The sequence below is a fragment of the Kitasatospora sp. NPDC101157 genome (assembly GCF_044768255.1).
GTDB lineage: Bacteria > Actinomycetota > Actinomycetes > Streptomycetales > Streptomycetaceae > Kitasatospora.
The window spans coordinates 26,453-47,674 of sequence record NZ_JBIWPL010000015.1 but is presented as its reverse complement, the minus strand read 5'-3'; the positions used below and the strand labels follow the sequence as shown (position 1 = coordinate 47,674).

The window sequence follows — 21,222 nt, the reverse complement described above, 5'->3', positions numbered from 1 at the left end:
AGCCCTGCTCGTCGACGGGGCCGACTCCCGGCGCACCACTGGCCGATTGGCCGACTCGCTGCCCCACCTCCGACGCCTGATCCACTTCCTCCGCGGGTCGGGCTCACCGGTGTCGCCGAGGCAACAACCCCGGGCCGCTGCGCGAGAAGGGGGAATAGCCTTGAGTCTCCAGTGACTGGAGACAGCAGAGTGGGGGGACATGGACGGTACGACCCTCTACTCGATCGGGGAGCTTTCCCGGCGAACCGGCTTGCCCGTGAGGACCATCCGGTTCTACTCCGATTCGGGGGTGGTAGCGCCGACCACCCGAAGTCCCGCCGGTTACCGGCTCTACGACCTCGACGCACTGCTTCGTCTGGAACTCCTCCGCACACTGCGCGAGCTGGGCGTGGACCTGGCCACGATTCAACGGGTACTGGACCGCGAACTCTCGGTGGCGCAAGTCGCCGCGGCGCACGCCGACGCCATGGACGTCCAGATCCGGATGCTGCGACTGCGTCGGAGCGTTCTGCGAGTCGTGGCCAGACGCGGGTCCGATTCCGAGGAGACCAAGCTCGTGCACAGGCTCACGCAGTTGTCCGGCGAGGAACGCCGGCGTCTGATCGACGATTTCATGGATGGCACCTTCGGCACAGTGGATGCCGACCCGGCCGTGGCGGCCATGGTTCGCGCTGCCACTCCCGACCTCCCCGATGATCCGTCCAGCGAGCAGGTCGCCGCGTGGGTGGAACTCGCCGAACTGGTCGGCGACGAGGACTTCCGGGCCCGGATCCGCCGAACGGCCATGTGCCAGGCCGCCGGGTGCACGATCGGGATCGAGAGCGAGGCCGGCGAGGAACTGATGGAGTACGCCCGTCAGAAGGTGGTCGAGGCCCTGGAGTCGGGCATCGACCCACTCAGCGCCAGGGCTGCACCCGTCGTCGACGACCTCGTACACCGCTTCGCCGAGGTGTTCGCACGCACCCCTGACACGGAATTCCGGGACTGGATGGCCCAGCAGTTCGAAGAGGCGCACGATCCCCGGGTGGACCGGTACTGGCGGCTGGTGTGGATCGTCAACGGCTGGCAGGTGGTACCGAACCTGATCCCGGTGTACTCCTGGCTCTCCAGGCCCTGCGAGATGACCGCGACGCGTAGTCACCGCAGTGGAAACCACCCCGGAGCCCTGAACGAGTCCAGGGGATGCTCAACGACCGGACCGGGCAGCCCGTCAAGCGATCGCTGACCGCCTGCGGTCACCGACCGCGAAAGTACCCCTCGGGCTCGTTCGTCCAGGTGCGGAGCAGGATGGTGGCGACGGTGGTGGCGTGGGTGAGGGCGGTGGGGGGGTGGGTGTCGGGGAGGCCGATGGCGATGGGGACGGCGAGGCCGTCGAGGAGGGCGCGGAGTTGGGCGGCGCGGGCCGGGGCGGGGCCGGGGGTGAAGTGGCCGGTGGCGGTGCCCTGTTCGATGAGGGTGACCAGGTCGGCCTGCCAGGGGGCTTCGATCTCCTGTTGGCCCCGGCGGAGTTCGGCGCTGGCGGGGGAGCGGCCCCAGACCTCGACCCAGAGGATCCAGCGCGGGTCGCCGGGGCCCTCGGGCAGGTAGAGGCGCACGTAGGCGTCGAGCCGCTGCCAGGGGTCGAGGGCGGGGTCGGTGAGGGCCTCGCGGCGGCGGGTGCCGAGTTGGTCCTCGCTCCAGCGGAGGGTCTCCAGCAGCAGCTGGTCCTTGCTGCCGAAGTAGTAGAGCAGGTGTCCGGCGCTCATCTGGAGCTGTTTGCCGAGGCCGGCCATGGTGAGTTTGGCGAGCCCGTGTTCGGCGATGGCGGCCCGGGCGGTGGCGAAGACCTCCTCGCGGGGGCGCGCCGGTCGGCGCGGGCGGGGGTCGGCCATGGTGGGGCTGCTTCCTGGAGGAGGAGGGGAGGACCGAAGGGTACCGGGGCGGGGGCGGCTGCCCCCACCCCGGTCGCCGACGGGCGTCAGGCCTTGGGCTGCTGCTGGGTGATGCAGTGGATGCCGCCGCCGTTGGCGAAGATCTCGCGGGCGTCGACGAGTTCGACGGTGCGGCCGGGGTAGGCCTCGGCGAGGATGCCGGCGGCCTCCTGGTCGCGGGGGTCGTCGAAGGCGCACAGCACGACGGCGCCGTTGGCGACGTAGTGGTTGATGTAGGAGTAGTCGACCGGCTCGCCGTCCTCGTCGAACAGGACGGTGGGGGCGGGCAGTTCGATGACCTCCAGCTGCCGCCCCTGGGCGTCGGTGGAGGCGCGCAGGATGGCGACCAGCTCCTGGCAGACGGCGTGGTCCGGGTGGGAGGGGTCGGGCTGGACGTGGGCGACGACGACGCCGGGGCGGACGAAGGAGGCGACGATGTCGATGTGGCCGCGGGTGCCGAACTCGTCGTAGTCGCGGGTGAGTCCGCGCGGCAGCCAGACGGCCTTGGTGGTGCCGAGGAAGGCGTGGAGTTCGGCCTCGACCTCCTCCTTGGTCCAGTCGGCGTTGCGGCCCTCGCCGAGCTGGACGGTCTCGGTGACGAGCACGGTGCCCTCGCCGTCGACGTGGATGCCGCCGCCCTCGTTGATCAGCCGGGATGCGAAGCGCTGGACGTCCGTCAGCTCGGCGATGTGCTCGGCGATGTGCTGGTCCTTGTCCCAGCGGGCCCAGGACTGGGCGCCCCAGCCGTTGAAGATCCAGTCGGCGGCGGCGAGCGAGCCCTTGCCGTCGATCAGGAAGGACGGGCCGATGTCGCGCATCCAGGCGTCGTTGAGCGGGCGCTCGACGATCTCGACCTGCTCGGAGACGTACTTGCGGGCCTCGGCGGTCTCACCGGTGTTGACGATCAGCGTGACCGGCTCGTACCGGACGATGGTGTCGGCGACGGTGGCCCAGGCCTGGCGGGCGGCGTGCAGCTGCTCGGGACCGTCGAAGGTGGGGTTGGTGGTGGGGAAGGCCATCCAGGTGCGGTCGTGGGGGTGCCATTCGGCGGGCATCCGGTAGCCGAGGGAGGCGGGCGTGGGGGTGGTCATCGCGCAGTCCTAAGAGGGTGGGGCGGCGGGAGCCGGCGGTCAGAGGAAGTAGAGGCGGCTGAGGGAGACGCTGTCGGCGGGTTCGGAGCGCAGCGGCGAGCCGTCGAGGGAGACCAGCCCGGTCTCGGTGACGTCGACGTGGCCGACCCGGGCGTTGCGCACCATGTCGCGCGGCCCGATGCCGCGGGTGCCCCGGACGCCGACGCGGCGGCGGCGGGTGGGGAGGCCGTCGGCGGGGCGGTCGAGGTAGGCGGCGTCGGCGGCGGCCTGGGCGACGAAGGCCACCGAGATGTCCGCGGCGGTCGCGCCGTGGGCGCCGAACTGCGGGCCGAGGACGAGCGGTTCGCAGCGGTCGGTGGAGGCGTTGGGGTCGCCGACCACGCCGTACGCGGGGAAGCCGGACTTGAGGACGAGCTGCGGCTTGGCGCCGAAGTGGTCCGCGCGCCACAGCACGATGTCGGCGAGCTTGCCGACCTCGATCGAGCCGACCTCGTGGGAGAGGCCGTGGGCGATGGCCGGGTTGATGGTGAGCTTGGCGATGTAGCGCAGCACGCGCTCGTTGTCGTCGCCGCTCTCGGTGGTCCCGTACGAGCCGGTGCCGTCGAGGGGGCCGAGTTCGGCCTTCATCTTGCCGGCCATGGCGAAGGTGCGGCGCACGGTCTCGCCGGCGCGGCCCATGCCCTGGGCGTCGGAGGAGGTGATGCCGATGACCCCGAGGTCGTGCAGGACGTCCTCGGCGCCCATCGTCCCGGCCCGGATGCGGTCGCGGGCCATGGCGGCGTCGCCGGGCAGGTCGACCTTGAGGTCGTGCGCGGAGACGATCATGCCGAAGTGCTCGCCGAGGGCGTCGCGGCCGAACGGCAGGGTGGGGTTGGTGGAGGAGCCGATGACGTTCGGCACGCCGGCCATCTTGAGGACGTTGGGGACGTGTCCGCCGCCGCAGCCCTCGATGTGGAAGGCGTGGATGGTCCGGCCCTCCAGCACCTTGAGGGTGTCCTCGACCGACAGGCACTCGTTCAACCCGTCGGTGTGCAGGGCGACCTGGACGTCGTACTCCTCGGCGACCCGCAGCGCCGTGTCCAGCGCCCGAGTGTGGGCGCCCATGTCCTCGTGCACCTTGAAGCCGGAGGCGCCGCCCTCGGCCAGCGCCTCGATCAGCGGGGCCTCGTCGGAGGACGAACCGCGGCCCAGGAAGCCGATGTTGACGGGCCAGGCGTCGAAGGCGTTGAAGGCGTGCCGCAGCGCCCAGGGCGAGTTGACGCCGACGCCCCAGACCGGGCCGAACTCCTGGCCGATGATCGTGGTGACGCCGGAGGCGAGCGAGGCCTCCATGATCCGCGGCGAGAGCAGGTGGACGTGGGTGTCGATGGCGCCGGCGGTGGCGATCAGGCCCTCGCCGGAGACGATCGTGGTGCCGGTGCCGACGACCACGTCCACGCCGTCCAGGGTGTCCGGGTTTCCGGCCCGGCCGATCGAGGCGATCCGGCCGCCGATCAGGCCGATGGACGTCTTGCGGATGCCCTGGATCGCGTCGATCACCAGGACGTTGCTGATCACCACGTCGCAGGTGTCGCGGACGGCGGCGGGCTTGAGGTGGAGGCCGTCGCGGGCGGTCTTGCCGAAGCCGGCCAGGAACTCGTCGCCGGGCGCCTGGGAGTCGGACTCGACGCGGACGATCAGTCCGCTGTCGCCGAGGCGGATCCGGTCACCGGCGCGCGGGCCGTGGACGGAGATGTAGTCGTGGGGGGAGATGGAGCTCACGAGGGCACCTCCGAGTCGTCGAAGCGGGTCAGGTAGCCGGTCGCGCGGGCCTTCTCAAGGGCGGCCTCCTTCGCGCCGGGCGCATCCAGGGGGCCGTCCACGAGCCCGGCGAAGCCGATCGCGACCCGGGCGCCGCCGATCGGGACCAGGCCGACCTCGACGGTGGCGCCGGGGTCGAAGCGCACCGAGGAGCCGGCCGGGACGGCCAGGTGGGTGCCGTAGGCGGCGGCGCGGTCGAAGGCCAGGCGCGGGTTGGCCTCGAAGAAGTGGAAGTGCGAGGTGACCGAGATCGGCACCGCGGACGTGTTGTGGACGGGGATGAGCAGCGTCTCCTCGACCGGGTCGTAGCCGGCGCCGTCGCCGATCAGCGCACCGCCGGGGGCCTCGTCGCCGAGCGAGCCGGCGCCCTTGAAGGGGTCGTTGACGACCGCGAGGCGGGTGCCGTCGTCGAAGACGGCCTCGACCTGGACGACGGTGACCACGTCCGGCACGCCGGGCAGCACGTCGTCGGCGGTCAGCACGGAGCGGCCGGCCTCGATGGCCTCGGCCAGGCGCCGGCCGTCGCGGGCGGCCTCGCAGACGGTGTCCGCGATCAGGGCGGTGGCCTCGGGGATGTTGAGGCGTACGCCCCGGGCTCGGCGGGCGCGGGCCAGTTCGGCTGCTGTGAAGATCAGCAGTCGGTCCCGCTCGGTGGGGGTCAGTCGCACGGTTCCTCGCTCGCGGTCGCCGGGGAGGGGGTCGGCTCGGGGGCCGGGGCTTCCGGGTGATGTTAGAACGTCGTTCAAACATCTCGGGTCATTGAACCCGCACGGGGGCGTCGTGTCCAGCCTTGCCGCTCCGCGGGGGTTCGGCTTGTCGGGCGTGCGGTGGGGGTGAGGGCGCGGGAAAGGGGGCGCGCGGGCGGTGGCGCGCCGTCGTAAAGGAGACGGGGCGCGCGGCCCGCGCACGGTCCGTACGGGCGCCGGGTGTGCGCGGGATCGGGTGGGGGCGGGCTCGAAAAGAGCCTCTGCGCTTCGCAAACCTGTCCGGCGCGGGCAGTTGGATCACGTGAACCTCTCCGTGCCCCTTTCACCCCACGTGATCGGACGCACACTGTTGCAAACGTCGTCAACTGGGCATGAGGATGGGTGGTCAGAACGAGGGGGCCACCCGGCCGGCGGGGGATCCGGAGGCGGGGGCCCGGATTCGAGGGCGGGGGCATGTGGTGATGGACGGTCAGTCGCGATTCCCGCGGCAGCGGACGAGTTCGGGCGACGCCTACCGGTCCGGGCCGGTCCAGGGCCCGGTCAACGGCAACGGCGTCGGCACCGGGGCCGGAGTGGGGACCGGCACCGGCACCGGCATCGGCACCGGGACGACCCTGCCGGGTGCGCCGGCCCCGGGGTGCGCGCTGCACCGCCGGCTGCACCTGACGCTCGACCCGGCCGACCTGGTCGCGGTGGGCGCGGTGCGGCACCGGCTCCGCGCGGCGCTGAGCCACTGGGGGGTGCCGGAGCTGTCCGACACCGCCGAGCTGCTCACCTCCGAGCTGGTCACCAACGCCCTGCTGCACACCACCAAGGGCGCGGTCTTCGAGGCGGTGCTGGGCTCGGACAGCCGGCTGCGGGTCGAGGTGGAGGACGGCACGAGCCGGCTGCCCGGGCGTCGGCGCGATCCGGAGCCCGAGTACGCGACCTCGGGCCGGGGGCTGCTGCTGGTGGAGGCGCTCGCGGATTCGTGGGGCGTGCAGCTGCGGGGCGACGGCAAGGTCACCTGGTTCGAGCTCGCCCTCCCGTAGGCGCGGCCCGGAACCGCGCCCCGAGCCGTAGGCCCCGAACCGCGTACCCGAAGCGTGCGCCCCGAGCCGCAGACCCCGAACCGCGTGCCCGGGCTGGGCGCCTCGCACCCCCGCGCCCGACGGATCGTTCGCCGCCGATCGATCCGTCCACGGAGCAAGCCCTGAACACAAGGCGGGGCGCAAGATTTCCGGCCCGTTGCCATTGCCGCTCGGCCGAACATTGGCCAGGATGGTGGGAATGTGTGTCCACGTGCGGGAAGCAGCGGGGAGACCGAACCTCGACTGACCACCGTCCGTCGGCACCGTCCGATCCAGCACGACCCATCACACCGCCACGCGGCCCGTCCGGACGGTCGGCGCGGTCCGCCACGGCAGCGGCAGGAGCAGCATGCCCACTGAGTCCGAGTCGCCGGGGCCGGCCCTTCCTCCCGGCGCGTCCGCCGTGGAGCCGCTGCCAGCCGTCCGTCCGCCCGCCCAGGCCACCCGCCGGAACCCCGTGCGCACGTCCCCGGCGCTCACCGCCGGGCGGTTGGCCCCCGTGCTGTCCGGCGGACTGCCGCCCTCCTCCGGCGACTCCATGCCGGACTGGCTGGAGCCCGCGATGGCCGCCAACGGCATCGGCTCCTTCGACTGGGACATCCGCCGCGACGTCCTGGAGGGCGACCAGCGGGCCTGCATGATCCTCGGCCTGGACTCCGTCGAGCGGGACCGCTTCGACCGGACCGCCGCCTCCTTCCTGTCCCTGCTGCACCCCGAGGACGCGCCCGTGGTGCGCCGCCGGGTCGAGCGGGCCGTCGCCGAGCTGGGCCAGTGCGGCGCCTACTACCGCACCGTCGGGCCGAACGGGACGATGCGGGCGGTGCGCTTCCGCGGCCGGGTGCTCGCGGACGCCTTCGGCCGCGCCTCCCGGATGGTGGGCTTCGTCTGGGACGCCACCGTCGAGCTGCACAAGCGCGACCGGGCCGACCGGCTCGCCCTGCTGCGCGAGGAGCGCTCCCGGTTCATCAAGGAAGCCGCCCGGGCCCTCTCCGAAGCGGTCACCGTCCGTGACGTGGCCCGGGTGTTCACCGAGCTGCCGCTGCCCGGACTGCCGCCGGACGGCCTGGTGCTCGCCTCCTTCGAGGCCGGACGGGCCCGGATCCTCGGCGCCTCCGGCTACCGCTCCCAGGCGCTCGCCGTCTGGGACCGCACCGTGCTGCCGGCCGGCCACCCGGCCGCCGAGGCGCTCAGGCACCGCGCCCCGGTCTTCATCTCCAGCCGCGAGGACTTCCGCGACCGCCACCCCGACGTCTGGGAGCAGACCAGCCGCACCGGCCGCGGCTCCTGGGCGTACCTGCCGCTGGTGGCCAGCGGCCGGGCGATCGGCGTCTGCGTGGTCAGCTTCGACGACGAGCGCGAGCTGGACGCCGACGAGCGCACCCTGCTGTCCACCCTGGGCGGGCTGGTCGCCCAGTCGCTGGCCCGGGCGCGGCTGCACGACGCCGAGCACGAGCTGGCGGCCGGTCTGCAACGGGTGATGCTGCCGCGCACCGTCCCTTCCATCTCCGGCGTGACCACCGCGGTGCGCTATCTCGCGGCCGGCTCCGGGCTGCAGATCGGCGGCGACTGGTACGACGTGGTGCCGCTGCCCGGCGGGCACGTCGGCCTGGTGATCGGCGACGTCCAGGGCCACGACGTGCACGCCGCCGGGATCATGGGCCAGTTGCGGATCGCGCTGCGCGCCTACGCCGCCGAGGGTCACCCGCCCGCCGCGGTGATGGCCCGGGCCTCCCGCTTCCTCGCCGACCTGGACACCGACCACTTCGCGACCTGCACCTACGCCGAGGTCAACGTGGACTACGGCGTGGTCTACGCGGTCCGGGCCGGCCATCTCGACCCGGTGGTGCGCCGCGCGGACGGCACCGCCGCCGTGGTGCCGGTGGCCGGCGGGCTGCCACTGGGCATCGACCCGGACCAGGAGTACCGGGTCACCCGGTTCAGCCTGGACCCGGGTGAGACGGTGCTGCTGTGCACCGACGGCCTGGTCGAGGCGCGCGGCATGGACCTGGACGAGGGCATCGGGCGGCTGACCGGCACCCTGGCCCGCCCGCTGCCGGTCGCCGACGAGTCGGCCCGCGACCCGCTGGAGGAGCTGGCCGACCGGATCGCCTCCCAGGCCTCCGACTCCAGCGAGCGCGAGGACGACATAGCGCTGCTGCTCCTGCGCTGGGACGGCCCGGCGGGCGGGCTCGCCGCCCAGCAGCTGCGCCGCCGGATCGGCCAGGCCGACCTGGCGCGGGTGGCCGAGGTCCGTGCCGAACTGCGCGACGCGCTGCGCCGTTGGGGCGTGGCCGAGGTCATCGACACCGCCGAACTGCTCTCCTCCGAGCTGGTCACCAATGCGATCCGGCACACCGACCGGGACGCCATGTTCACCGCCCGGCTCTACCGGGAGTCGGCCTCGGACGGCGGCCGGGCCCGGCTGCGGGTCGAGGTGGAGGACGAGTCGGACCTGTGGCCGACCCGCCGGACGCCGGGGGAGCAGGCCTCCTCCGGTCGCGGGCTGATGCTGGTCGAGGCGCTGGCGGACTCGTGGGGCGTGGAGCCGCGCGGATCGGGGAAGCGGATGTGGTTCGAACTCAGCGTCGCGAACGCGGCCTGACCGTTCCGGGCCGGGGCCGGCCCGGAACGGATCAGCCGAACTGCTGCTCCAGATCCTTCAGTTTGCGCTCCAGCGAGTCCAGCCGGGGCAGGGTGACGGTGTCCTCGTCGACGGTGAGGTCGATGGTGCGCCGCTCCGGACGGGCCGGCAGGCCGGGCTGGACGACGGTGCCCTCGGCCGCCTCGACCTCGCGCGCACCGGGTTCGGGCGCGGCCGGGGCCCCGACCTCCCGCGCGCCCGCCGGACGCTCCGCCCCGGGCCCGCCGGCTATCGCGGACTCCGAGCCGGCCGACTCCAACTGCCGGGCGGCGCCGCCGCGTCCACGCCAGTGGCTGCTGCTCCGGTTGATCGCCCGGATCTCGGCCCGCTCCCGGCGGCCGGCCAGCTTGCGGCGCTCCTTCTCCAGCGCGCGCTCCCGCTTGTCGTCGCGGACCTCGTCCACCGCCTCGTCGAGGCTGCGCACGCCCTCCAGGAGCATCAGCGACCAGGCCGCGTAGGTCTCGCGCGGGGCGCGCAGCCAGCGGACGATGCGGATCTGCGGCAGCGGGCGGGGCACCAGGCCCTGCTCGCGCAGTGCGGCCCGGCGGGTCTGCTTGAGCGCCCGGTCGAACAGGATCGCGGCGGACAGGGACATGCCGGAGAAGAACTGCGGGGCGCCGGCGTGGCCGAGGCCGCGCGGGGCGTGCACCCAGTTGAACCAGGCCGAGGCGCCGGCGAAGAGCCAGACCAGCAGCCGGGAGCCGAGCGCCGCGTCGCCGTGGCTGGCCTCGCGGACGGCGAGCACCGAGCAGAACATCGCGGCGCCGTCGAGCCCGAACGGGACGAGGTACTCCCAGCCGCCGGAGAGGCCGAGGTTCTGCACGCCGAAGCCGACCAGTCCGTGGAAGGAGAGCGCGGCCGCGACCCCGGCGCAGCAGAACAGCAGCGTGTAGGAGGCGGCGCCGTACAGGGATTCCTTGTTGCGGCGCCGTTCCTCGGATCGCTCCCAGGAATCCCCGCCGGCGGCGGATCCCCGGCTTCGGGCCAGGGCCACCAGGAGGGCGCTGACCAGCAGCCCCGCTACCCCGGTGACGGCCCAGCCGAGCGGTATGTCGGACAATTTCATCGCCGGAACCAGCCTCGCTTTCTGCTTCGCGCGTCGTGTTCCTGCGCCGCCCACTGCGTTCCAGCAGCGCGGCGGGGACCATCATGACGGATGCCCGGCGGGCGGAAGGCGGATTCGCCGTCAATGCGCTGGGGAGAGGGATTTCTGACCCGTCGCCAATCGCATGTTCATATGAATTCGGCGTGGGAGGTTCCCGGAATTACGGGCTTTTCGAATCCTGAATCGGACGGATTTCCGTCAACGTCGCGTGACGCGGGGGCAGCCGCCGCACATCTCCCCGGGTTCGGCGGTGTAGACGAGGCAACAGCTGGCCCGGGCCCGGTCCGTACTCGAAGCGCCGGTGCGGCCGGGCGCCGTGGGCGCGAAACCGGCGCCCGGGGTGAACGGGGCCGGGGAGGGGGCGGGGGTCGGGCCCGCGCCGGGCGCGCACGCCGGTTCGGCGGACGGTCCTCCGGGCGCCAGCAGCGCGGACAGTTCGGCGCGCGCCCGCTCCCGCTCCCCGAGGAGTCCGCTCGCGTACCAGAGCCCCTCCACCACCGCGTCGGTGGCCATCGCCCACAGCACCCGTGGCCCGCGCCGCACCCGCAGGCCGAAGGCGGTCAGTGCCGGGGCGAGGAACTCGCCCAGCGAGCAGCGAAGTTGGGCGGCCAGTGCGTCCTCGTCCGGCGCCGTGCGGGCCCCGGGCGAGCCGGCCGCCGGGTCGTCCGGCAGGCAGACGAAGGCCTCCGGGCGCACCGTCAGCTCCGCCGTGGCGGGGCCGCGGCGCAGCGAGACGTCGTCGGGGGCGAGCAGCGGGACGCGCCGCTCCAGGAACCACGGCACGGTGAACAGCAGCGAGACCGACCAGACCAGGCGGTGCAGCCCGAATCCGGCCGCCACGTCCGGGCGCAGCGGCCGCCCGTAGCGGGCGAGGCCCTGCCGGGCGTCGTGGGCGACCAGTTCGCGCACGGCGGCCGGGTCGGCCGTGAGGTCGGCGACGGGCAGCCAGCCGCCGCCCCGGCGGGGCGGGGCGCAGTGCACGTCCAGGATCGGGGTCGACGCGGTCAGCCGGTGGTACGAGGGCGCGCAGGGAGTGGTGGCGTCCGGCGCGTGGGCCGGGGTGTGCGCCCTGGTGGTGCGGGGGGCGTACGGCGCGGGGCCGGGCCGGGTGCTGCTCGCGGTCATGGCGGGCCCCATCGGGTCGACCGGGCCCGCCGGTGGGTCGACCGGCGGGCCCGGCCGCGAGGCGCCGGGCCCGGCCGGACCGGGGCGCGGCGGTGCCCGGGGAACGGCAAGGCGACCCGTCCGGGGCACTGCTCTCCCCGGACAGGTTAGGCTCACCTTAGCTGATCGTTCCCCGGGTCTCCCCGGCCGTGCGCCCGTCCGGGGGAGCCCCCGGCGTGCGCACGGTGTCCGGTGGTGTGCTGGACAGCTGGCGTGCGAGCCAGACCGGCACACCGCCCAGGGCGTGCACCAGACGGGTGGCCTCGGCGCGCAGCCGTGCGGCCTCGGGGGGCTCGGACACCTCGGCGAGCGCGGCGAGCGCCGGCGCCACCCCCACCGTGAAGCCGAGTTGCTCGCGCAGCCGCAGGGAGGCGTCGAAGCCCTCCCGGGCGTTGCCGCGCTCCCCGCGCGAGAGCGCCAGCGCGGCGAGGTGCCGCCAGGTGTAGGAGCGCAGCAGTTCGTCCCCGCGCTCGCCCGCGCCGTCGTGCGCCCGGCGGTAGGCGATCCAGGCGGCGCTGCGGTCGCGCAGCAGGTTCTCGGCGACCAGTCCGCGGCGGAAGTCCAGCAGTGGGCGGCCCGGGGCGTCCGGCGGCAGCAGGGCCGAGGTGCGGCCGAGTGCGGCCTGTGCCTCGTCGAGGCGGTCGCGGGGGCCGAGGACGCTGGCCAGGTAGGCGAGGAAGCCGCGGGCGCAGGCGGCGGCCGCGCGCTGTTCGGTGCCCTCCGCCAGGGCCTCGGCGAGTCGTAACGCCTGTTCCGCCTGGGCCCACTGCGAGGCGGTGAACAGGCACTGTTCGATGAGGAGTTCGGCCCGTGCGAGGGCGACGGTCGGGTCGTGTTCGGCGGCCGGGCGCAGCAGTTCGGCGGCCTCCTGCCAGCACCCCCGGGACCGCAGCCGCCACACGGTGTCGCCCGGTTCCTCCGCTGCCGCCCGCCCCCGTCCGTCCGGGCCGTTCGGGCTCCATCCGTGCTCCGACAACGCCACCTCCTTGTGTGCGCCATCCAGCAGGGCACGGACCTGCCCCTGGGGCCCTGCCGCCGCGACCGTGCGCATGGCGACGGCAGGGCGAAAGGCCCGCGCTGTGGCGGCAATTCAACACGGGGGCGAGCTTGTGCACCAGATCACGAGCGGAGGTTGTTGCTTTTGCCGGGCAGATGATCTAGAGGAGTGGGCGGTCGGGTCAGGAGGTCCAGCCGGTCTCCATCAGGGCCTCGGCGGCGCCGTTGGCGGGCTGCGGCACCCCGGCCAGGTCCAGGCTGAACAGGGCGACCAGCAGTTGTTCGCCGCGCACGGTGGCCTGGTGGGAGTACCCGGCCAGGGTGAACATGGCGGCGGCCATCTCCTCGGCGTGCAGGGTCTGCAGCCACAGGCACTCGACCGACTTCACGTCGGCGGGCTCGGTCCAGGTGTCGACCTGGGCGACCATCCGGCTGCCCAGCAGGGTGACCCCGTCGCGCTCCTGGGCCTCGGTCAGTTCCAGGTCGTCGAAGCCGAGCCACTCCAGGTAGCGGGCGGCGGTGAACACCGCGTCCTGCGAGGTGCGCACCGGGTGGGGCCGGAACGGGGCGCGGTGGCGGAACGGGCGGGAGCGGCCGGCCGAGCCGCCGGGGGCCGCGGGCGGGGCGGGCACCGGGGTGTTCACCGGGTGCGCCGGGTACGGGCGGGAGGCCTGCGGGCCGGGGGCGGCGAGCGGGCCGGCCGTGCCGCTGCCCAGCCGGGTGGTGCGGTCCACCGGGAGCCGTACGGTGGCACCGCAGTTGCAGGTGAACTCGGGCTGCGGCCACTGGTCGGAGCGGCCGCAGTGCGGGCAGCGCATGCTCAGCCAGGAGTCCTCCCAGGAGCGGAACCGCACCTGCACCGGCACCCCGCCGCGCAGCAGCGGCACCTTCAGGGAGGCGCCGCAGGGGCAGGGCAGCGAGGGCGGCTCGTACAGGTGCTCGCGGCGGCAGGCGGGGCAGCGGATCGCCCGGGCGGCACCGCCCGCCCCGGCCCCTGGCCGCGCGGGGTCGTGTCCGGTGAAGTCGTCGGGCAGTCCTGCCATCGCGGGCTCCGTCCGTCGGGGTCGGGTGGGTGGATGGCTCCCATGCTCCCCGAAACCTCCCGTCCTGGGCGCGGAATGGGGCAATCCTCAGGGACAGATCAGGGCAGCCGGCTCGGCCGGACCCATCGCAGGGAGGAGGCGCCGTCGGCGTACGGCGGGAGGTCAGCGGGCGGACCAGCGGGCCAGGTCGGCGGGGGTGTCGAGGTCGTCCGGGACGGCGACGTCCGCGCACTCGACCAGGACGAGCTCCGCGGCGTGCGCCGCCAGCAGGGCGCGGGCCCCGGCGTCGCCGGCGGCGCCCTCGACCGCCTCGGCGAAGTGCCGCGCGCCGATCAGCACCGGGTGCCCGCGCCGGCCGCCGTACGCCGCCGCGGCCAGGTCGGCGCCGGCCCGGTGCGCGGCCAGCAGCCGGGCCACCGCGGCCGGGGTGACTCCAGGGGTGTCGACCAGCATCACCAGGACCGCCGGGGCGTCCGGCGCCAGCGCGGCCAGCCCGGCCCGCAGCGAGGAGCCCATGCCCTGGGTCCAGTCCGGGTTGGCCACCAGCCGGCAGCCCGGCAGGTGCGCGGTGGAGCGGACCCGGCCGCGGTCCGCCCCCAGTACCACCGTGACGTCCGGGCAGCCGCCGGCCCGTACGGTGGCCACCGCGTGCTCCACCAGCGGCCGGCCCGCGTACCGGATCAGCGCCTTGGGCCGCCCGCCGAGCCGGCGTCCGCCCCCGGCGGCGAGGACGAGGGCCGGGACTGCGGCGGGCGCTGCGTTCTGCATGCGCCCAGCCTGCCCGCTCCGGGGGCGCCCGCGCAGCGGTTCGCGGCTTGTACGAATCCACAAGGCGAAGGCGCAGGTCGGTGGCGCTCCCCGGTGGTTCGGCCGCTGGTCCGGCGGCGCGGTTGCCCCTGTACTGGGTCGATGAACACCGCACCGCGCCCGCTGGTGGACCGCTTCGGACGGGTCCACACCGATCTGCGGGTCTCGCTGACCGACCGCTGCAACCTGCGCTGCACCTACTGCATGCCGGCGGAGGGGCTGGACTGGCTGCCCCGCGCGGAGGTGCTCGACGACGACGAGGTGGTGCGCCTGGTGCGGATCGCGGTGCACCGGCTGGGGGTGCGCTCGGTGCGGCTGACCGGCGGGGAGCCGCTGCTGCGCCGGGGGCTGCCCGGGCTGGTCGGACGGCTGGCGGAGCTGGGGGTGGAGCTGTCGCTGACCACCAACGGGATCGGCCTGGCACGTACGGCGGTGCAGCTCCGGGAGGCGGGGCTGGGCCGGGTGAACGTCAGCCTGGACACGCTGCGCGCGGACCGGTTCGCGGCGCTCACCCGGCGGGACCGGATCGGTGACGTGTTCGCCGGACTGGCGGCGGCGAAGGCGGCCGGGCTGGACCCGGTGAAGGTCAACGCCGTGCCGGTGCGCGGGGTCAACGAGGACGAGATCGCGGAGCTGGCGTCCTTCGCGGTCGAGCACGGCTACCGGATGCGCTTCATCGAGTCCATGCCGCTGGACGCGCAGGGGAGTTGGGACCGGGCCGCGATGGTGACGGCCGACGAGGTCCTGGCCCGGCTGGGCGAGCGCTTCGACCTCGTCCCGGTCGGGCGCAGCGGCAACGCCCCGGCGGAGGAGTGGCGGATCGCCGGGACGGACACGGTGATCGGGGTCATCGCCTCCGTCACCCGGCCGTTCTGCGGCGGCTGCGACCGGGTCCGGCTGACCGCCGACGGGCAGCTGCGCAACTGCCTGTTCGCCACCGAGGAGTCCGACCTGCGCGCGCTGCTGCGCGGCGGCGCGGACGACGCGCGGATCGAGGCGGCCTGGCGGGCCTCGGTGGCCGGGAAGGGACCCGGCCACGCCATCGGCAGCGCCGACTTCGTCCGGCCAGAGCGGCCGATGTCGGCGATCGGCGGCTGAGCGCGGCGGGCCCGGCGGGGCACCGGGTCGGCGGGGGACGGGGCCCGGCGGGGCAACGGGTCGGCGGGCAGCCCGGGCTGGGGGCGGGGGGTCGCCGGAGCAGTGCGGCGGCTGACGAAACGTTTCACCGCCGCGGCGTCAAAGCCGCGACAAGACCGCGACGGGACGGGGAGGGCGAGGTGCCCCGGGAGCGCGCCGGGTGGTATTCGTGGGCGGTGTCCCCGATGACCCCCCGCCCCCCGCGGCGCGCCCTGACCGCCGTCGCCGCCCTCGCCGCCCTTCTCCTCGCCCTGCCCGTCGGCTGCTCCGGCTCCGGCACCGGCGACGCACGCGACGCGGGCACCCAGGCGAGCCGCCCACCCCTCGCCGAGCGGGTCGCCGCCGACACCTCCCCGGCCCTGCGGGCCTTCTACGACCAGCGGCTCGACTGGACCCCCTGCGACGCCGACGCGGACCCCGACGGCCAGGACGAACCCGTCCTGCAGTGCGCCACCCTCAAGGTCCCGCTGGACTACGCCGACCCCGGCGGCCGCACCACCGACGTCCCGGTCGCCCGGGTGCCCGCCGCCGACCCCGGCCACCGCACCGGCGCCCTCCTGCTCAACCCCGGCGGGCCCGGCATCTCCGGCGTCAACCTGGCCCGGCGCTGGAAGGGCAACCAGGGCTCGCTTCGCGACCACTTCGACCTGGTCGGCTTCGACCCGCGCGCCGCCGGCGGCACCCTCCCCGTCCACTGCCTGGACGACCGCACCCGCGACCGCTGGACCGCCACCGACGACCCGGCCTACGACCACGGCCAGGTCCTCGCCGACGCCTGCCGCGCCAAGTACGCCGACGTGCTCCCCCATCTCGGCACCCGCAACACCGCCCGCGACATGGACGTGCTGCGCGGCGCCCTCGGCGAACGCAAACTCGACTTCTTCGGCCTCTCCTACGGCACCTACCTCGGCGCCCTCTATGCCGAGGAGTTCCCCGACCGCACCGGCCGGCTCGTCCTCGACGGCGCCGTCGAACGCAGCACCGACCTGATGCACCTCAACGGCGAACAGGCCGCCGCCACCGAGGCCGCCTTCCACGCCTACGCCGCCGGTTGCGCCGCCGACGGCGACAGCTGCCCGCTCGGCAGCGACCCGGCCGGCGCCGCCCAGCGCCTCGCCGACTTCCTCGACGGCCTCAAGGACCACCCCCTGCCCGCCCGCGACGGCCGGACCCTCACCGCCGCCCTCGCCTGGACTGGCGTCCTCGACGCCCTCGGCGACGGCCGCCGCAACTGGCCCCGGTTGCGCGCCGCCCTCGACCCGGCCCTCGCCCACGGCGAGGCCGACGAACTGCTCAGGCTCGCCGACGGCACCACCGGCCGCGACGAGGACGGCCACTACGACACCGCCGCCGACGCCTACGCGGCCATCCACTGCGCCGACGCCCCGCTCGCCCCCACCGACGCGGACCTGCGCGCCGCCCTCGCCGACCTCGCCGCTCGGGCCCCGCTCACCAGCCGGCACGACACCCGGATCACCCTGCTCGACCCCGACTGCCGCCGCTGGCCGTACCGCTCCACCGAGCAGCCCCACACCGTCACGGCCGTCGGCAGCGCCCCGATCCTGGTGATCGGCGGGACGGACGACCCGGTCACGCCGTACGCGTGGGCGCAGCGGATGGCGGCCGGGCTGCAGCACGGGGTGCTGCTCACCCGCGACGGCGACGGGCACATGTCCTGGGACCGCAGCGGGTGCGTGCGCGACGCCGTCGCGGCGTTCCTGGTGGACGGGGTGCTGCCGGCCGCCGGGACGCGCTGCGCCTCGGACTGAGCCGGGGAACGCGAAGAGGGGGCGCGCCGCGCGAACGCGGCACGCCCCCTGGGGAGTTCGGGCCTCGGGTCAGGGTTCCCGGGGCCCGGCTCCCGGCTCGGGAAGCCGGATGCTTCAGTGCCTCGGCCCGGTCAGGGCCTCGGCCTTGTCCGGACGTCGGCTCGGTCAGGACACCGGCTCGGTCAGGACCTGGGCGCCGTGAGGTCGTAGAAGGTGGCGCCGCCGACCGTCCTGGCGGTGAAGTGGCTGGTCACCCAGGCCTCGATCTGGGCGGCCTCGGTCTGCTGACCGTCCTCGCCGCCCTCACCGCCCGCGCCGCCGCCGAAGCCGCGGTGCGAGCCACCGGCGATGAACCAGTGCACCTTGCCCTGCTGGACGTACTTCTGGAAGCCCTCCAGGCTGAGCGAGGGGTCCGTGCCGTTGAAGCCGCCGAGGGCCATCACCGGCTTGCCGGTGGCGAGTTGGTAGCTCGCCGCGTTCTGCGAACCGGTGGTGGCGGCCGCCCAGGTGTAGTGGTCGGCGTCCTGCGAGAGCAGCGCCGCGGCCTCGTCGCTCACCTTGGTGCCGCCGAGCAGGCCGCCCATGCCGCCGCCGAAGCCGCCGGGACCGCCGGGACCACCGGGACCGCCGGGGTTGTTCGCACCCTCGGGGTCCTGGCCGCCGGGGAAGCCGCCCCCGAAACCGGTGGCACCGCCGTTGCCGCCGGCGCCGCGCTCGTGGCGGCCGCCGGGGGCGGTGCCGCCCTGGCCTCGGGCGCCCTGACCGTGGCCGCTCTGGCCGCTCTGGCCGCTCTGGCCGTTCTGTCCGCCCTGGCCGCCGGGGAAGCCGCCCCAGCCACCCTGACCGCCCTGACCGCCCCAGCCGCCCTGGCCGCCCTGTCCGCCCTGACCGAACATCCGGCCGTTGCCCGTCGCGCCCTTGCCGCCCTTGCGGCCGAACGACCCGGGCCCGAACGCTCCCTTCACGGACGGCCCGGCGGTGATGATCGAGCCGTTGTGCGCGGTGCCCACGGTGTCCACCGCGTACGCGGCCGGACCACCGAGCGCGGCCGCCAGACCCACCAGGCCCGCCACCGAGGCGATCCGCGCGCCCGTCCGCCCGGAGATCCCGCCGACGTACTGCCCGGCGACCAGCGCGACAGCCGCCGCCAGCCCGCCGACCAGCACCGCCCAGCGCAGCCAGGGCAGGAAGTCGGAGCTGCGGGCGAGCAGGACGAACGCCCACACCGCCGTCACCGCGAGCGCGCCCGCCAGCAGCAGCGCGTACGGCAGCCGGTGCCGCGCCCGCCACAGCCCGTCCACGCCCATGCCGACCAGGGCCGCGACGGCCGGGGCCAGCGCCACCGTGTAGTACTGGTGGAAGATCCCGGACATGAAACTGAAGATCAGCGCGGTGGAGATCAGCCAGCCGCCCCAGACCAGGAACGCCGCCCGGGCGGTGTCCGGACGGGCGTAGCGGCGGGTCGCCCACAGGCCGACCACCAGCAGGATCAGCGCGGCCGGCATCAGCCAGGCGATCTGCCCGCCGATGTCGCTGCCGAACAGCCGGGTGATGCCGGTCTGGCCCCAGCCCCGGTTGTGCGTCGCGCCGGCCGGCAGGTCGAGCCCGGCCGGGAGGTGGCCGCCGCCGCCCACGCTGCCGCGCTCGTTGCCGTCGACCCGGCCGAGGCCGTTGTAGCCGAAGGTCAGCGAGAGGAAACTGTCGTCCTGCGAGCCGCCGACGTACGGGCGGGCCGACGCGGGCAGCAGCTCCACGATCGCCACCCACCAGCCGGCCGAGACCGTCAGGGCCAGACCCGCGAGCAGGGTCTGCCGCAGCCGCCGCCAGAAGCCGGTCGGGGCCACGACCAGGTAGATCACCGCGAAGGCGGGCAGGATCAGGAACGCCGCCAGCGTCTTGGTGAGGAAGGCGAAGCCGAACATCGCGCCGGTGAACAGCAGCCACCGGGTGCTCGCCGTCTCGACCGCGCGCACCATCCCGTACGCGGCCAGGGTGAGCAGCAGCACCAGCATGGCGTCCGGGTTGTTGAAGCGGAACATCAGCGTCGCGACCGGGGTGAGCGCCAGCACGGCGCCGGCCAGCAGGCCGCCCAGGGGGGAGAAGCGGCGGCGCACCGTGGCGTACAGCACGCCCACGGTGGCGGCGCCCATCAGCGCCTGCGGGGCGAGGATCGACCACGAGGAGAGGCCGAAGATCCGCACCGACAGCGCCATCGGCCACAGCGAGGCCGGGGGCTTGTCGACGGTGATGAAGTTGCCGGCGTCGGAGGAGCCGAAGAAGAAGGCCTTCCAGCTCTGGCTGCCGGCCTGGACGGCGGCCGAGTAGAAGGCGTTGGCCCACCCGGAGGCGCCGAGGCCCCACAGGTAGAGGACGACGGTCGCGGCCATCAGCGCCAGCAGGGCCGGGCGCACCCAGCGGGGGTCGTCCGCGCGGCCGCGCCAGGCGCGGGCCGGGAGGGTGCGCAGCCGTCCGGACCAGGAGGCCGGCCCCTTGGGACCGACGGGCGGCAGGGCCTGCTCGGGGTAGAGCGGAGCCGGGTCCGGACGGCCGCCGGCGTCCGGCCGCGGCACCTCCGGTGGCGGGTAGTTCGCTGCCTCGGGCCACGGATCGCCGGCCGGAGGGGAGTAGCTGCTCGTGGTCATGCGCCATACCGTGCGTGGCGAGGCTGAGAGAACCGTGAGACGGGGCTGTGAGCCGGGTGTGATCTGTCCGCTTATGCGGCGGCCGGCATGGTGATGTGCTTGCCCAGCCACTCCAGGGCCGGGGGGATCTCGCGGGTCCAGGTGTGGAAGTTGTGGCCGGCGGTGTCCAGGGTGATGGTCGACATCTTGGTGGGGGCCTTGAAGGCGGCGACCATGGCCTTGGTCTCGTCGTAGTTGTTCTCGTCGTACGCGGTGGTCAGCAGCAGCGAGACGGGGGCGGCGGGCTGGTTCTTCAGCCGCCACAGCAGGTCGTTCTCCTGCTTGAGCTTGTCGTTGCCGCCGAACAGGTCACCGGTGGTCGGGTCGTGGGCCGCGCTGTAGTAGCCGGAGAGGGCGACCGCCGCCGGGTAGGAGTCGGGCTTGCGCAGCGCGAACTTGAGCGCGCAGTAGCCGCCGGTGGAGTTGCCGATCACGGCCCGGTTGGCCGGGTCGGTGCCGATCCGGTAGGTGGTGGCGAGGGCCTTGGGCAGGTCGGCGGTGAAGAAGGTCTCGACCTGGGGGCCGTTCGGCACGTCGACGCACTCGGTGTCCCGGTCGCCGACCAGGGTGGGGCGGGTCATCACCAGGATGGTCGGCGGCAGCTTCTTCTGCTCGATGGCGTCGAGGGTGGACGCCGGGTACTGCATCAGCGAGATCAGCTTCTCCGGGGTGCCCGGGTAGCCGGTGAGCACCACGGCCATCGGGAAGCGCTGCTTGGTGAAGCCCGGCTGGAAGTACTGCGGCGGGAGGTAGACGTACGCCTCGGTGCTCAGGCCGCTGCCGGCTCCTTTGATGTCGACCTTCTGGATCAGCCCGGAGCGGTCGGGCTCCGACCCCTGGGCCGAGTAGAACTTCTGCTCACCGGTGACGGCCACCCCGGAGGCGTTCGGCTGGTGGTCGACCACCGTGCCGAGCCCGCCGCTGGTGCCGAGCAGGTCGGTCCAGGAGCTGTAGAAGCCGAAGTAGCTGTTGGCGATCAGGCCCATGGCGACCAGCACCGAGAGCTGGGTGGCCAGGAAGGTGCCGATCCGGCCCAGCCAGGACTTCCAGCCCTTCCCGCCGAACTTCGGCCAGAGCCACATGGTGCCGGCGAAGACGACGATCGCGAGGACCGAGGCGATGATCTGGAGGGGAAGTCCGGTGAGACTGAGCACGGGCCCGATCGTAGTTGACCCGGATGGGTGGGCCGGGACGGCCCCTTCGGGTGACCGTCCGAAACGGGTTGACCGGGGTGGTTCGTCTCGGCACCATGGCGCGGGGTGTGCGCACGCTGTGTGCGCCGGGTGTCACTGGGGCGGGGT

16 protein-coding genes are annotated in these 21,222 nt (G+C 74.3%); 5 read left to right on the top strand and 11 right to left on the bottom strand.

The features are described 5' to 3' along the window. Nucleotides 1-199: 199 nt before the first annotated feature. Complete coding sequence (locus tag ACIRVF_RS26405; RefSeq protein ID WP_402822582.1) at nt 200-1,225, top strand: MerR family transcriptional regulator; 1,026 nt, start codon at nt 200-202, stop codon at nt 1,223-1,225. A gap of 10 nt (nt 1,226-1,235) precedes the next feature. Here the strand turns inward: ACIRVF_RS26405 and ACIRVF_RS26400 are convergent, their stop codons facing one another. The 4 genes from ACIRVF_RS26400 to ACIRVF_RS26385 all read right to left on the bottom strand — a co-directional run bounded on the left by ACIRVF_RS26400 (nt 1,236) and on the right by ACIRVF_RS26385 (nt 5,469). Continuing rightward, nucleotides 1,236-1,871, bottom strand: coding sequence for a TetR/AcrR family transcriptional regulator (locus ACIRVF_RS26400; protein ID WP_402822580.1), 636 nt, complete (start codon nt 1,869-1,871; stop codon nt 1,236-1,238). A gap of 86 nt (nt 1,872-1,957) precedes the next feature. Beyond that, nucleotides 1,958-3,001 (bottom strand): agmatine/peptidylarginine deiminase, encoded by a 1,044-nt coding sequence (locus tag ACIRVF_RS26395; protein ID WP_402822579.1) that lies wholly within the window; start codon nt 2,999-3,001, stop codon nt 1,958-1,960. A 39-nt stretch (nt 3,002-3,040) separates the two neighbouring features. After that, nucleotides 3,041-4,762: an urease subunit alpha gene (locus tag ACIRVF_RS26390; RefSeq protein WP_402822577.1), complete on the bottom strand. Its 1,722-nt coding sequence runs from the start codon at nt 4,760-4,762 to the stop codon at nt 3,041-3,043. Further along, nucleotides 4,759-5,469 (bottom strand): urease subunit gamma, encoded by a 711-nt coding sequence (locus tag ACIRVF_RS26385; protein WP_402822575.1) that lies wholly within the window; start codon nt 5,467-5,469, stop codon nt 4,759-4,761. Before ACIRVF_RS26385 ends, ACIRVF_RS26390 begins: the two co-directional genes overlap by 4 nt. A 500-nt stretch (nt 5,470-5,969) precedes the next feature. Here ACIRVF_RS26385 and ACIRVF_RS26380 point away from each other — a divergent pair, with 500 nt between their 5' ends. After that, on the top strand, nt 5,970-6,539 hold the full coding sequence (locus ACIRVF_RS26380; protein ID WP_402822572.1) for an ATP-binding protein: 570 nt from the start codon (nt 5,970-5,972) through the stop codon (nt 6,537-6,539). Between the two features lie 388 nt (nt 6,540-6,927). Continuing rightward, a complete protein-coding gene (locus ACIRVF_RS26375; RefSeq protein WP_402822569.1) occupies nt 6,928-9,180 on the top strand; it encodes a SpoIIE family protein phosphatase in 2,253 nt (750 codons plus the stop codon). Nucleotides 9,181-9,211: 31 nt separating this feature from the next. On the opposite strand, the gene ACIRVF_RS26370 is transcribed toward ACIRVF_RS26375, so the two are convergent. The 5 genes from ACIRVF_RS26370 to ACIRVF_RS26350 form a co-directional block, all read right to left on the bottom strand. Further along, nucleotides 9,212-10,285, bottom strand: a complete 1,074-nt coding sequence (locus tag ACIRVF_RS26370; RefSeq protein WP_402822566.1) for a DUF2637 domain-containing protein — start codon at nt 10,283-10,285, stop codon at nt 9,212-9,214. Between the two features lie 237 nt (nt 10,286-10,522). Then, nucleotides 10,523-11,449, bottom strand: a complete 927-nt coding sequence (locus ACIRVF_RS26365; RefSeq protein ID WP_402822563.1) for a (2Fe-2S)-binding protein — start codon at nt 11,447-11,449, stop codon at nt 10,523-10,525. 157 nt (nt 11,450-11,606) lie between these two features. After that, nucleotides 11,607-12,464, bottom strand: coding sequence for a hypothetical protein (locus ACIRVF_RS26360; protein ID WP_402822560.1), 858 nt, complete (start codon nt 12,462-12,464; stop codon nt 11,607-11,609). A gap of 202 nt (nt 12,465-12,666) precedes the next feature. Then, on the bottom strand, nt 12,667-13,527 hold the full coding sequence (locus tag ACIRVF_RS26355; protein WP_402822557.1) for a hypothetical protein: 861 nt from the start codon (nt 13,525-13,527) through the stop codon (nt 12,667-12,669). 162 nt (nt 13,528-13,689) lie between these two features. Next, nucleotides 13,690-14,295 (bottom strand): NTP transferase domain-containing protein, encoded by a 606-nt coding sequence (locus tag ACIRVF_RS26350; RefSeq protein ID WP_402822554.1) that lies wholly within the window; start codon nt 14,293-14,295, stop codon nt 13,690-13,692. A 141-nt stretch (nt 14,296-14,436) separates the two neighbouring features. On the opposite strand from ACIRVF_RS26350, the gene moaA reads away from it, so the two are divergent. Beyond that, complete coding sequence (gene moaA / locus ACIRVF_RS26345; RefSeq protein WP_402822551.1) at nt 14,437-15,432, top strand: GTP 3',8-cyclase MoaA; 996 nt, start codon at nt 14,437-14,439, stop codon at nt 15,430-15,432. Between the two features lie 224 nt (nt 15,433-15,656). Beyond that, the gene (locus ACIRVF_RS26340; protein ID WP_402822548.1) at nt 15,657-17,240 is read left to right on the top strand and encodes an alpha/beta hydrolase; all 1,584 of its coding nucleotides are present in this window, start codon (nt 15,657-15,659) and stop codon (nt 17,238-17,240) included. Nucleotides 17,241-17,422: 182 nt separating this feature from the next. Here ACIRVF_RS26340 and ACIRVF_RS26335 read toward each other — a convergent pair whose 3' ends face one another. Continuing rightward, entirely contained in the window at nt 17,423-19,882 is a 2,460-nt protein-coding gene (locus tag ACIRVF_RS26335; protein ID WP_402822545.1) for a glycosyltransferase family 39 protein, read from the bottom strand. Between the two features lie 71 nt (nt 19,883-19,953). Further along, on the bottom strand, nt 19,954-21,075 hold the full coding sequence (locus ACIRVF_RS26330; RefSeq protein WP_402822542.1) for an alpha/beta hydrolase: 1,122 nt from the start codon (nt 21,073-21,075) through the stop codon (nt 19,954-19,956). Between the last annotated feature and the right edge of the window lie 147 nt (nt 21,076-21,222).

What these genes read in the sequence shown, in the direction of transcription:
- ACIRVF_RS26405 (WP_402822582.1), top strand. Translation starts at nt 200, where the DNA reads ATGGACGGTACGACCCTCTACTCGATCGGGGAGCTTTCCCGGCGAACC.
- ACIRVF_RS26370 (WP_402822566.1), bottom strand. Translation starts at nt 10,285, where the DNA reads ATGAAATTGTCCGACATACCGCTCGGCTGGGCCGTCACCGGGGTAGCG.
- moaA (WP_402822551.1), top strand. Translation starts at nt 14,437, where the DNA reads ATGAACACCGCACCGCGCCCGCTGGTGGACCGCTTCGGACGGGTCCAC.
- ACIRVF_RS26375 (WP_402822569.1), top strand. Translation starts at nt 6,928, where the DNA reads ATGCCCACTGAGTCCGAGTCGCCGGGGCCGGCCCTTCCTCCCGGCGCG.
- ACIRVF_RS26350 (WP_402822554.1), bottom strand. Translation starts at nt 14,295, where the DNA reads ATGCAGAACGCAGCGCCCGCCGCAGTCCCGGCCCTCGTCCTCGCCGCC.
- ACIRVF_RS26355 (WP_402822557.1), bottom strand. Translation starts at nt 13,527, where the DNA reads ATGGCAGGACTGCCCGACGACTTCACCGGACACGACCCCGCGCGGCCA.
- ACIRVF_RS26400 (WP_402822580.1), bottom strand. Translation starts at nt 1,871, where the DNA reads ATGGCCGACCCCCGCCCGCGCCGACCGGCGCGCCCCCGCGAGGAGGTC.
- ACIRVF_RS26340 (WP_402822548.1), top strand. Translation starts at nt 15,657, where the DNA reads ATGACCCCCCGCCCCCCGCGGCGCGCCCTGACCGCCGTCGCCGCCCTC.
- ACIRVF_RS26335 (WP_402822545.1), bottom strand. Translation starts at nt 19,882, where the DNA reads ATGACCACGAGCAGCTACTCCCCTCCGGCCGGCGATCCGTGGCCCGAG.
- ACIRVF_RS26395 (WP_402822579.1), bottom strand. Translation starts at nt 3,001, where the DNA reads ATGACCACCCCCACGCCCGCCTCCCTCGGCTACCGGATGCCCGCCGAA.
- ACIRVF_RS26365 (WP_402822563.1), bottom strand. Translation starts at nt 11,449, where the DNA reads ATGACCGCGAGCAGCACCCGGCCCGGCCCCGCGCCGTACGCCCCCCGC.
- ACIRVF_RS26380 (WP_402822572.1), top strand. Translation starts at nt 5,970, where the DNA reads ATGGACGGTCAGTCGCGATTCCCGCGGCAGCGGACGAGTTCGGGCGAC.